This window comes from Staphylococcus sp. NWU MK-U1, assembly GCF_033283505.1.
Taxonomy (GTDB): Bacteria; Bacillota; Bacilli; order Staphylococcales; family Staphylococcaceae; genus Staphylococcus; species Staphylococcus haemolyticus.
Genome location: NZ_JAVSMG010000001.1, coordinates 38,196 through 50,261 on the forward strand (window position 1 = coordinate 38,196; position 12,066 = coordinate 50,261).

General features: G+C 32.6%; 14 protein-coding genes. 3 read left to right on the forward strand and 11 right to left on the reverse strand.

The window, feature by feature from the left end:
* Nucleotides 1-12: 12 nt before the first annotated feature.
* The 5 genes from pheT to SBL16_RS00210 form a co-directional block, all read right to left on the reverse strand.
* Entirely contained in the window at nt 13-2,415 is a 2,403-nt protein-coding gene (gene pheT / locus SBL16_RS00190) for a phenylalanine--tRNA ligase subunit beta (RefSeq protein ID WP_107611879.1), read from the reverse strand.
* Nucleotides 2,415-3,473, reverse strand: a complete 1,059-nt coding sequence (gene pheS, locus SBL16_RS00195; RefSeq protein WP_037536224.1) for a phenylalanine--tRNA ligase subunit alpha — start codon at nt 3,471-3,473, stop codon at nt 2,415-2,417. The genes pheT and pheS overlap by 1 nt, the downstream gene beginning before the upstream one ends.
* A 363-nt stretch (nt 3,474-3,836) precedes the next feature.
* Nucleotides 3,837-4,577, reverse strand: coding sequence for a TrmH family RNA methyltransferase (locus tag SBL16_RS00200; protein WP_037536222.1), 741 nt, complete (start codon nt 4,575-4,577; stop codon nt 3,837-3,839).
* Between the two features lie 201 nt (nt 4,578-4,778).
* Complete coding sequence (gene rpmF, locus SBL16_RS00205) at nt 4,779-4,952, reverse strand: 50S ribosomal protein L32 (RefSeq protein ID WP_002435373.1); 174 nt, start codon at nt 4,950-4,952, stop codon at nt 4,779-4,781.
* A gap of 82 nt (nt 4,953-5,034) precedes the next feature.
* A complete protein-coding gene (locus SBL16_RS00210) occupies nt 5,035-5,589 on the reverse strand; it encodes a YceD family protein (protein WP_107611878.1) in 555 nt (184 codons plus the stop codon).
* A gap of 126 nt (nt 5,590-5,715) precedes the next feature.
* Here SBL16_RS00210 and SBL16_RS00215 point away from each other — a divergent pair, with 126 nt between their 5' ends.
* Nucleotides 5,716-6,858, forward strand: a complete 1,143-nt coding sequence (locus tag SBL16_RS00215; protein ID WP_107611877.1) for a nucleotidyltransferase — start codon at nt 5,716-5,718, stop codon at nt 6,856-6,858.
* 125 nt (nt 6,859-6,983) lie between these two features.
* On the opposite strand, the gene coaD is transcribed toward SBL16_RS00215, so the two are convergent.
* Both coaD and rsmD read right to left on the reverse strand, forming a co-directional pair.
* Entirely contained in the window at nt 6,984-7,469 is a 486-nt protein-coding gene (coaD, locus tag SBL16_RS00220; RefSeq protein WP_011276104.1) for a pantetheine-phosphate adenylyltransferase, read from the reverse strand.
* Nucleotides 7,462-8,013: a 16S rRNA (guanine(966)-N(2))-methyltransferase RsmD gene (rsmD, locus tag SBL16_RS00225; protein WP_107611876.1), complete on the reverse strand. Its 552-nt coding sequence runs from the start codon at nt 8,011-8,013 to the stop codon at nt 7,462-7,464. The genes coaD and rsmD overlap by 8 nt, the downstream gene beginning before the upstream one ends.
* A gap of 69 nt (nt 8,014-8,082) precedes the next feature.
* Here rsmD and SBL16_RS00230 point away from each other — a divergent pair, with 69 nt between their 5' ends.
* A complete protein-coding gene (locus SBL16_RS00230) occupies nt 8,083-8,472 on the forward strand; it encodes a hypothetical protein (protein ID WP_037536215.1) in 390 nt (129 codons plus the stop codon).
* A gap of 2 nt (nt 8,473-8,474) precedes the next feature.
* Here SBL16_RS00230 and SBL16_RS00235 read toward each other — a convergent pair whose 3' ends face one another.
* Nucleotides 8,475-8,726, reverse strand: coding sequence for a DUF2129 domain-containing protein (locus tag SBL16_RS00235; RefSeq protein WP_037536213.1), 252 nt, complete (start codon nt 8,724-8,726; stop codon nt 8,475-8,477).
* A 167-nt stretch (nt 8,727-8,893) separates the two neighbouring features.
* Here SBL16_RS00235 and SBL16_RS00240 point away from each other — a divergent pair, with 167 nt between their 5' ends.
* Nucleotides 8,894-9,823: a glycerophosphodiester phosphodiesterase gene (locus tag SBL16_RS00240; RefSeq protein ID WP_107611875.1), complete on the forward strand. Its 930-nt coding sequence runs from the start codon at nt 8,894-8,896 to the stop codon at nt 9,821-9,823.
* 60 nt (nt 9,824-9,883) lie between these two features.
* On the opposite strand, the gene SBL16_RS00245 is transcribed toward SBL16_RS00240, so the two are convergent.
* The 3 genes from SBL16_RS00245 to SBL16_RS00255 all read right to left on the reverse strand — a co-directional run bounded on the left by SBL16_RS00245 (nt 9,884) and on the right by SBL16_RS00255 (nt 12,063).
* Complete coding sequence (locus tag SBL16_RS00245; RefSeq protein WP_037536210.1) at nt 9,884-10,321, reverse strand: YlbF family regulator; 438 nt, start codon at nt 10,319-10,321, stop codon at nt 9,884-9,886.
* Between the two features lie 26 nt (nt 10,322-10,347).
* A complete protein-coding gene (locus tag SBL16_RS00250; RefSeq protein WP_317952216.1) occupies nt 10,348-11,406 on the reverse strand; it encodes a CAP-associated domain-containing protein in 1,059 nt (352 codons plus the stop codon).
* A gap of 195 nt (nt 11,407-11,601) precedes the next feature.
* Entirely contained in the window at nt 11,602-12,063 is a 462-nt protein-coding gene (locus SBL16_RS00255; RefSeq protein WP_011276111.1) for a DUF420 domain-containing protein, read from the reverse strand.
* Nucleotides 12,064-12,066 lie beyond the last annotated feature (3 nt).

Below are 12,066 nucleotides of genomic sequence, written 5' to 3' on the forward strand. Positions count from 1 at the left end.
TCTTTCACTTCATTATCTAATTGTAGCACCTTGAGCTTGTAATGCTTCCAAAATCTTATCATGAATTTTAGATACGCGTTCATCAGTTAAAGTGTCTTCTGTGTCTAAATAATTTAGTCGGATTGCTACTGATTTTTTGCCTTTTTCTAAATGTTCACCTTCATAAACATCAAATACTAATGTACTTTGTAAGATGTCTTCACCATTATTATGAATAATTTGTTTCAATTCAGAAGAAGGTACATCATGATTAACTTCTAATGCAATATCTCTTGTCACACCAGGGAATTTAGGGATTTGTTCATAATTAATATATCCAACCGCTACTTGCATCATTGCATCATAATTTAATTCAAACACATGCGTGCGTTTTAAATCATTATCTGCTGCAACTTGTGGGTGTAATTCACCAATGAAACCAATGTCTTGTCCTTCTAAAGATACAATCGCTGTACGTCCTGGATGTAAACCTTCAATTTTTCCAGCTTTATAACTAAATTCTAAATTTAATTTTTCCGCAACTCGGTCTACAACTCCTTTAGCGATAAAGAAGTCAATTTCTTCCTTTTTACCTTGCCAAGCATTAACAGCATATTCTCCAGTTAAAATACCACTTAAATATTCAACTTCATCTGGAAGTTCGCCTTCACCATTGCCAAAGAAAACACGACCAACTTCATATAATCTAACATCTTTATTTTTACGAGCTACATTATATGCAGTTGCTTCAATTAAATGCGGTAATAAGCTCTGACGTAAAGTAGCATGTGCTTCACTCATAGGCATTAATAAACTGATTGTTGGACGTTCTTGAAGTGCGAAGTCCTTAGCATGATCTTTAGAAACTAATGAATATGTGATTGCTTGGTTCAATCCAGCACCTTCAAGCGTTTCTTTAACGGTACGTGTTTTATGTTGACGATCCGTTAATTCTCCACTTATTACTTCGCCAAATACTGGTAATGATGAAGGGATTTCATCGTAACCATAAATACGTGCGACTTCTTCAATTAAGTCTTCTTTAATAGTAATATCTTTACGACGTGAAGGCACATTGACCGTTAATGTTTCGCCTTTTAATGTTGTTTCGAAACCTAATTGTTTAAAGATAGCTTGAATTTCGTCATTAGACAAATTAAAACCAATTGTTTTGTTTACCTTTTCAGCTGTAATATCGATTGGTGTCACAAATGATCCTAAATCTCCTGAAGATACTCTATCTTTTAGTACTTCACCAGAAGCTAATTCTTGTAATAAGTAACATGCTCTGTCAACCGCTTCGTCAACAAATTCTGTTGCGATACCTTTTTCAAAACGACTAGAGGCTTCACTACGTAAGTTTAAACGACGTGAAGTGTGACGAATTGATACTGGGTCGAATATTGCACCTTCTATTACTACGTTAGTAGTTTGTTCAGTTACTTCTGAAAAGTCGCCACCCATTACGCCTGCCAATGCAATAGGTTCTTGACCATTAGAAATAACGATATCAGTGTCTACTAGCTTGCGCTCATTATTGTCTAATGTAGTCATTGTCTCTTCATCTTTCGCTTGTCGTACAACAATTTCTTTAGAGCCGATATGATCTTGATCAAACATGTGTAACGGTTGACCATATTCTAATAAAACATAGTTTGAAATATCTACAACATTATTAATAGGTCGTATGCCTGCTTTTATTAAACGTGCTTGCATCCAAATTGGAGATGGTTCTATGCTTACGTTTTTAACAACACGCGCACTATAATAAGGGACTTTTTCAGGATTATTGATTGTTACTGATAATTCATTTGTTGCAGATTCTGAAGTTTCGTTACTTTGAGTAGCTGGTTTCGTCATTTCAGTTTGATATAATGCCGCTACTTCATACGCAGTCCCAACCATACTCAATGCATCGGCACGGTTAGGTGTTAAATCAAATTCCATCACTTGATCATTTAAATATAGTGCTGTTAATGCATCCGTTCCTGGCTCAACTTCTGTCGGAAAGACAAAAATACCATTTTCATATGCTTTAGGTACCACATTACTTGAAATACCAATTTCTTGTAATGAACAAATCATACCTTCTGAACGCTCACCACGTAATTTAGCACGTTTAATTTTAATGCCTCCTGGTAAGCGACCACCAACTTTCGCAACAATGACGTGTTGACCAGCATCTACATTGGGTGCACCGCAAACGATTTGAACAGGTTCTTCCTCACCAATGTCTACTTGGCAAATATTTAATTTATCTGCATCAGGATGCTTTTCTTTTGATTGAATATAGCCGACTACTAGATTTCTAATATCTTTTGTATAATCAATCATGTCATCTACTTCAATACCTGTACGGGTAATACGTTCTGCTAAATCTTCAACCTCAACCCCTGCATCTACGTAATCTTTTAACCATTCATTAGAAATCAACATTATGCTTCACCTCTATCTTCAACAGCTTTAAATTGTTCAAGGAATCGAACATCATTTGTATAGAAATGACGAATATCTTCAATACCATATTTCAACATCGCGATACGGTCAGGACCCATACCAAATGCGAAACCAGAATACTCATTGGAATCGAATCCGGCCATTTCAAGTACATTCGGGTGCACCATACCCGCACCTAAAATTTCAATCCATCCTGTATGTTTACATACGTTACAGCCTTTACCTTTACATTTGAAACATGATACGTCCACTTCTACAGAAGGTTCAGTGAATGGGAAGTAACTAGGACGTAATCGAATTTCACGGTCTGCACCGAATAATTTTTTCGCCACTAATTCTAATGTACCTTTTAAATCACTCATTTTAATGTTTTTATCAACAACAAGTCCTTCAATTTGTGTGAACTGATGACTATGTGTCGCATCATCTGAATCACGGCGATAAACTTTACCAGGACAAATAATTTTAACTGGTCCTTGTCCATTGCGTTTTTCCATTGTGCGTGCTTGTACTGGAGATGTGTGTGTACGCATTAAGATTTCATCAGTAATATAAAAACTATCTTGCATATCACGTGCCGGATGGGATTTAGGTAAATTTAAAGCTTCAAAGTTATAATAATCTTGTTCTACTTCATAGCCATCAACAATTTCGTAACCTAGACCTAAGAATAAATCTTCAATTTCTTCAACTGTTCGTGTTAAAGGATGTTTAGAACCTATACTAATTTGTCGACTTGGCAATGTTACATCGATTGTTTCTTCTGCTAATTGTTGATTTAATTTTTCATTTTTTAACAATTCTTGCTTCTCATCTAATTCTTTTTGAATTGTTTGACGTAGTTCATTTACTTTTTGACCATATGCTGGCTTTTCTTCATTAGGTAAATCTTTCATATTTTTCATTAATCCACTTACTGAGCCTTTTTTACCTAAGTATTTAACTTTAACATCTTGTAATTCGCGTTCATTTTGAGCTTCATTAATATCAACAAGTGCTTGTTGTTTTAATTCTGCCATTGAATCGTTTTGAGTCATTGACTTACACCTCTCACATTATATTCACTATTTATTGTTAACATTTTTTCATAAAAAAAGACTTCCATCCCAAAACTGGGACGAAAGTCTTTCCGTGGTACCACCCAAATTTATGCATATGCATACACTTGTAAACGTTGGTAACGAAGACGTACTCCGACTTAAATTTCTTTAAGTAACCAAAAAGATGAAAGAAACTAATACATGTTGGAGTAAATTGCAGTCACGTTTACTCTCCCTGTACAACACTTTATATCAGTTAAGGTCTTTTTATCGGTTATATTTTCAATTTTTATAACATAAGTTATTAATTTACATTGATTATTGTGTACATCTAAGTATAGCCGATTTTATTTCTCAGGGTCAACCTTTCAAATGATAAAGTAAAATACTTCCAGCAATAGCTACGTTTAAGCTTTCCGCCTTGCCGTAAATTGGTATTGTTAAATTTTGTGATGTTTCATTTAATAATGCCTTGTTCACACCTTCACCTTCATTACCTAGTAATAAGGCAAATATATCTTGAGATGCTACCTCCTTATATGGTTGCGCATTCTCAAGTGCAGTACCATAAACTGGTCCATTAAAATCAGCGATAAATGTTTTCAAATCTGCGGTAATAACCGGAATATGAAATACACTACCTTGACTTGCTCGTAAAACCTTGTCTTGATATGGATCGGCTGTACCTTTTTCCATTACAATCAAATCTATTCCCGCTGCATCAGAAGTACGAATTAATGTGCCTAAATTACCCGGATCTTGAATACGATCGATTAATAATACTTGTTTTGCTTGCGTAACATCATATTTAGGCTTTTCAATTACAGCAAAAAAACCTTGAGGTGTTATCGTACCTGATAATGATTCTGCAACTTTCATATTAATTTCAAATGTCTCTTCAGCATAATCCTTAAGCGCTTCATCTGTTCTATTTGGTTCAATTACAAATAGTTGCTTAATGACAATGCCGCTTTGGTAAGCTTCTTCGATTAAATGAATACCTTCAATCAATGCTTGTCCAGTTTTATCACGATCTCGCTTTTTCTTTAATTTATTCGCATTTTTTATCTTACTGTTTTGTGCTGACGTAATTTGTTCCATATAGTTCTCCATTTTATAGTAGCTATTATTGATGTTGTTTACTAATTTATATTAACATAACTAAATCGATTATAATGGAAACTTAAACATTATATGTATAACCATTTTTATCGCCGATTATTATAAAATTTGATTATTGATAAAAAAAGAAGCATCGAACAAAATTAAATTGTCCATGCTTCACTAAAATCATTAAGTCGATTATTTAGAAACGACTTCTTCACCGTTGTAAGAACCACAGTTTTTACATACGCGGTGAGATAATTTGTATTCTCCACAACTTGGGCATTCAGTCATACCAGGTACTGAAATTTTGAAGTGAGTACGACGTTTGTTTTTTCTAGTTTTAGACGTTCTTCTTTTTGGTACTGCCATGATATATCCTCCTTAATATTAAACACATATCTTAAGTGTTAGGTCATTAAATCATTATACAATAATTTAAAACAACCTGCTATTACTCTTTATCGTATAATTGTTGTAATTTTTGAAGCCTAGGATCAACTTGTTGCGTTTGGGAATCATCATTGTCTTTTTCTTTTTCAAGTTCGATCATTTGATCTTCGTCAATAACTTCCCAACCATTACCTTCTGTAAGCATCTGATCGCTATTCTCAGAGAAAGCTCTCATCGGTTTCTCAATGATTACCAATTCTTCAGCAATGTCTCGAATATTAATCATACCATCAGTAGCTAGATGATAGTGTTCATCCTCTTCTACTTCTTCATCGGTATAACTATTATAACCTTCCAAATCAAATATTTCAGATGTTCTTACATCTAAAGGAACTTCCACAGGTACAAGCGTACGTGCACAAGGCATTGTATATGTTCCAGTTAAATGAATATCTGCAATAACTTCATTGGCTTTAACGGTTAATTCACCTTCAACATTGATTTCTGATAAATCAATCAAGCCTAAAGGTTCTTTTAAATGTTCAAAATTTGCCGTTTGATTGAATTCAAATGGCTTACCTTGATATTTTCTTAATTGCGTTATTGACCATTTCATATGGCTTCACCTCTAACAAACACAAAATTTATTTTAACTTTACAAGTATAAGTTGTCAAGATTTTTTCTTAACATACTTTCATCTGTTACAATACTAATAATGAATATCGAAAGGATGAATTGCAAATGAAAAGTGTTGGACTAATCACAGAATATAATCCATTTCATAATGGCCATTTATATCACGCTCAACAATCTAAGTTACAGTCCGACGCGGAGATAAGTATTGCAATTATGAGTGGCAATTTCGTCATGCGTGGCGAGCCAGCAATTTATAATAAATTCTTGAGAACAAAGATGGCTTTGTCAGGCGTTGATTTAGTTGTTGAACTTCCAGCGATTGCTAGTCTTTCATCGAGTGATTATTTTGCAACTTTTGCAATTAAAGTAGCTCACTATTTAGATATCGATACTATTGCATTTGGTAGTGAAACCAATGACATTTCACGTCTAGAGAACGTAGCATCTAATATTAACTCGCTTGAACAATCGTCATATTTTCAAGATTTAATTAAACAAGGGAACAGTTACGCCAAAATTGTACATGACCTAATTGATGATCAACAAGTGTTACGCTCTCCTAACAATATACTTGGTGTAGCATACATAAAGGCCATTAGCAATATAGCTCCAACTATAAAAAGAATCGCTATCCAACGTCAATCTACCGCACATCACGATCAAGAGATTAAACATGACAGTTTCGCAAGTGGCTCAGCTATTAGACACGCTTTATTAAATAAAGAAAATACCTGGAAAGATGTCGTACCAACAGATATAAAGCATTTATATGAAACGCCTCACCTTTTGAAGAAGCAAACGTTTAATTTTATTAAATATAATATTTTAAGTCGTTCCTCTGAAGAATTATCACACATTTATACCATGTCTGAGGGCTTTGAACATCGTCTCAAATCAAACATTCAAAATGCGCAAGATTTCGACACGTTTATGTCTTTAATTAAAACTAAACGTTTCACATACACGCACATACAGCGCGTTCTGATGCAAATATTACTAAATATTAACAAAAGTGATTTTGATGATGAAATTCGGGGAGTGCGAATTCTAGGCATGAATCAAAGAGGGCAACAGTATTTAAAGCACTTAAAAAAACAATTCCCTAATCGCTTTTATGTAACAAATATTAACAAGGAAACTGCCTCTTTATTTAAAAATGAAATTAAAGCAACTCATATTTATAATTTAATATCTGGTCAAAGGGCTAATGATTTTAATACACCTGTGATTATTAATAAAAAGAACTAGGACTGAGAAATGCTTAATTTAAAGCTTTTTCTCAGTCCTAGTCGGCTAATGCGGATTAAATGTAGACCTATACAAATTAAATTTGCCTCGTATAATTTTGAGTGGAATTATTTTAACCTCATCTATTACTTTTTAAATTTTTCTTTTAATGCTTTCTCGACATTTGGAGGTACAAAATCTGATATATCAGCTTTATATTGCGCCACTTCTTTTACGACGCTCGAACTAATAAAAGAATAGTTTGTACTAGTCATCATATACATCGTTTCTACATTACTATTTAGTTTTTTATTCATTGATGTTAGTCTTAATTCATACTCAAAATCACTGACTGCTCTCAAGCCTCTAATGATTGTTTGAGCACCAATTTTGTCACAAAAATCTACTAACAAACCGTTATAATTATGTACTTCAACATTTGATAAATGTTTTACAGATTCTTCAATTAATGCCATTCGCTCGTCAATATTAAACGTCCCAGTTTTATTACTATTCTTTAACACACAAATATGTAATTCATCAAAGCGCCCTGCACTTCTCTCGATGATATCGATGTGTCCATATGTAATAGGATCAAAACTACCAGGAATGACCGCCTTCGTTTTAGCCATTTTGCTCTCCTTTTTCTAGTAACAAAGTATCAGTAAGACCATAGTGATATTGTTTAATCACTTTAAATCCATTTGTGTTGATTTGCTCATGATTGCTAAACTCACAAATGATGATACCATTTTCTTTCAATAAATTAAACTCTGCAATTTGCTCTAAAGCTTTATCAATCAAACCTTTATTATATGGAGGGTCAAGAAAAATATAGTCAAATTGAATCTCTCTCTTATTTAAAGCTTTCAGTGCACGATCAGCATTATTTTTATAGACCTCAGATTGATCACGTAGGTCTAATTGATTTAAATTAGCTTGTGTCACTTTGACAGCTTTAAAATTTTGATCTACAAATATGACTTTTTCCATACCACGAGATAATGCTTCAATACCTAATGCGCCACTTCCAGCGAATAAGTCTAAACCTAAACCATGTACTTCTTGTAAGCTATTAAATATACCTTCTTTCACTTTATCCATAGTTGGACGTGTATTACGACCTTCTAAACTCTCTAAGGCTTTACTTTTATGTTTTCCAGCAATAACTCTCATCTTGACTTACACTTCCATTTCTCTAGGTTATTTATTATAATTTGTTGTAAAAAGGAGAAGGATTATATTATGAAACAGTCATTTATCGTATTGGGAGAAGGATTAACAGACCTATTTGAATTTAATACCTTAATAGAATACAACCATCTCCGGATAAATAAAATTGTATACTTTCATACACCACAATCTTCAAAACAACTTTCATCAGTTGCAATGATTATGAATCCAACTTCAGGTAATCATTTCCAAGCTATGTACATCATGCTTGATGCGCTTAAATATCCATATCCTGACAGTAATAAAAAATTTGAACTCATTAATAATCAAGCAAATCAATATAATGTACCTATATTCGGTATAGATGTACAACCACCAGAAGCGTTCCACACGTTAGACCAATACTTTAAGTATTTGATAAGTGTATTACGACTACAAAATTGGATTCCACCCATGCAATAAAATTATAGAATTTCATGTTTTTCTTTTTCATAAGTTTTTTTCAAATATTTATACGGTGATCCGTCTATATCCACAACGTATTTTAGTTTCATTAATTTATGAACAATTGCATCTGCGTCATTTTCATTAACATACAATACAACATATTTACGTTGTTTATTCGTATAAATAATATGTCCATACTTTCTAATTTGACGCTCATGCTTAATATGTTTTAAATAAACGATCAAACTCACTCTTGGAATTAATTCCATACTATACACACTCCATTTATTATGCATAATAACTATACCACGACTATTTATATTATAAAATCCTTTAATCCCATGAACTGTATCCCTGTGCATCAAATAGCTATTTACTTTTTCGTTGGTGTGAAGTTTGGTACGCTTAATTCAATAATAACAAGGAGGCAATATAAATGACGATCAAAAAACGATGGGTTCTTAATTTAAGTTTAGCGAGCGTTAGTTTTTTGGGTAGCTTATTTTTTATAAATAAAGGTAACAAGGTAAATAAAACTAAAGAAATCCCTAAATTCTTTAATGGTAAGGCACCATACATTTTTGCACATAGAGGCGGCATGGCAGTGAGACCTGAGCAAACAAAATTGGCATTCGATAACGCCGTCGCTAACAAGTTAGATGGTTTTGAAACGGATGTTCGACTTACTAAAGATGAAAAACTAATTGTCTTTCACGATGCCACTGTAGATCGTACTACAAATGGTTCAGGCAAAGTAAGTGATTATAGAGTTTCAGAATTAAAGCGTTTAGATGCTGGTTATCACTTTAAAGATATTAATGGCCAATTTCCATATCGTGGTCATGATGAAGCAAAAATTTTAACTTTTGATGAGCTTTTAAAAATGTATCCTAATATGTATATTAATGTTGATTTAAAAGATGCACCAGATAGTTATGAAGGAACAGTTGCGCCAACAAAAATGTATGAAGATATTATTAATAATCAAGCACAAGATCGCGTACTTGTAACTAGCTTCTACAAAGAACAAAATGATCGCTTTAGAGAAATAAGTAAAGGACAAGTTGCTATTGGAGCAAGTCAAAAAGAAGTTGCAGAAGGATTTATCAAATTTAATTTAGGATTAGGAAATAAGTATCAACCCGTTGCTGATACATTTCAAATGCCGACCCAATTTAAAGGTATTCCATTGACTTCTAAACGTTTTATTCAATGGTTAAACTTATTAAATATAGTGCCTGGATTTTACGGAATTAATAGCACTGACCTAATGACCGATTTATATCATAAAGGTGTTCATACATTAGTAACAGATCGCCCAGATTTAGGTAAACAATTCAAATCAAGTCTCAACATTGAGAAATAAACGCGCTATAAAGTAAAAGGAGAAAGAAATCAAATGCAATATGATTTCTTTCTCCTTATTTTATGACAAACTACAATTACAAGTACCACCTGTCGCACATCCATCATGACCTGTTTTAAAGAATGGATTTCCCGCTTCAATTTTGACATTTTCCGAAACTGAAAATGCTATTTTACTTACTACTTCATCAATTAAATTTTGTAGAGCTACCTCTTTAGATTTGTAATCCATGACGACTGGTAACATTTCATAAGCTCTTTTACGTCTTCTTGTTTCTAACATAACCTTTTGATAATCAGGATGATATTTCCCAAAACGCATAACTTCATCATAAGCAACTTTAGATTTCAAAAAAGCCTGATACATAAGATGTGCTTCATCATCATTGTTTAGCATCTCTTGTGCTGCGCGAAAATCATGATAAAGTTCAGATTGAACAATCATATCCGATAGTCCTTCTATATCATCAAGAATTGACATTGTTTCTTCTGTATACAATGTATGGTTCCCCTTCCATAAATAGATTATTTTTCTAGAAAAATAAGTGAATAATAATCTTTCATAACTTCTCCACCCATTTCCTCATATTTAGTATTCAACATTCTAGAACGGTGCATATCAGAATTCATCCAACTATGAATTAGTGTCGGTACATCATCAAAATCATATCCGACATTTTGGCTTGTAGAAATAAATGAAATGTTTTCGTTACTTAATTGGCTTTTCAAAGCATCCTCAGTAAATTCAACATCATTAGAACCTGTTGCTTCATATAAGTTTACTGATGCAATGTGAGCTATATCTGAATTGACTTTTAGTGGTTTAATATTTTTTAACTTTCTCATCTCATTCGTAATTTCATATAGCGTCATTAATTGATTAGGATTTTGTTCATAAGGAAGTTTATCTTTCTTAGCTTTATCAAAATCTTCTTCATTATAGTTATCATCAGATTCATTAGCTAAAGGATATGGCTTAAGAAATGCTAGTGCTTCTTTATCAAGAAAGCGAATACCCATAATTTGATTCGATTGTTGATCCACATAGACCTGTGCATAAACATTTCCATATTTAATCAATGTTTGTGTTTTTATATCTTCATCAGATAATTCGAAATTATAACTTTGACCATTCACTTTAATAGAAGGGTCCGGGTTAATACTTGTATTTTCAAAAATATGTGATGCACTCTCATTAATTTTTAAAGGGGCAACATTAGCTTTACTTCCCGTTGCATAAACTGATTTTATTTTATTTTCTTTAGTTGAAACAATATAATATTGTTCATCTTTTTTAAATACGTAATTCATATAGTGCCCTTTAAATGGATATGTACGACTTACTTGACCAAATTTATCAGTTAAATCATCTATATCTTTACCAATCCAAGTACCTACACCCTCTTTTGGTGATGGATTTTCACTGGTGTTATGTGTCTTAGGCGCTTGTTCTGAATGATTAGTTGAAACAGTTTTATTTGGATTTTCTAATAAATCAAATTTAAGTCTTGGTGAGTAAAATAAATATATAAGAAATAATACTAAAAATATTACACCTAAAACTTTAATTATTAATTTTGCCATCTTTCACCCACCTATTTTGAATTATATCTATTGTACAAAATAACTATTTTATTAATCAAGACATCCTACTTAGCATTACTACTTTTACCAAGTCATCCTTTTACAAATAAATTGATATTGATGTTACAAAAAAGACTAAGACAATGACGTCTTAGTCTCAATCAATTTGTATTTAATTTGTTACAATAAATTCGATTATAATCCTAATGTTGCTTTAATTAGTGAAGTCGTTTCTCCACCTGGGTAAAATACATATAAAAGTAAGTAAACTGCTACACCAGTGATAGCTGTAAAGAACCATATAACTGATGCAATTGGACCTGCTTTTCTATGCCATTTAAATTTATCTTTATATGCTGTAATAATTTGAATTAACCCTAGAACGCCACCAATTGTAGCTAAATTAATGTGGAAAATTAAGAAAATTTTATAATACGTTCTAACTGAGTCTGGTCCCCCGAAATCTGTATTACCTATAAAAATAGTTCTTGATGCATAGATAATAAAGAAAGTTAATGCAAAGATTGCTGCCCATAACATTGTTTTCTTGTGCTTATCTATATCTCTATGCCAGATTTGCCACCATCCAATGGCAACAAAGATAGCACTAATCACAATACAACTTGTACTAATCGTCGGTAGAATTGGTAAATTCATATG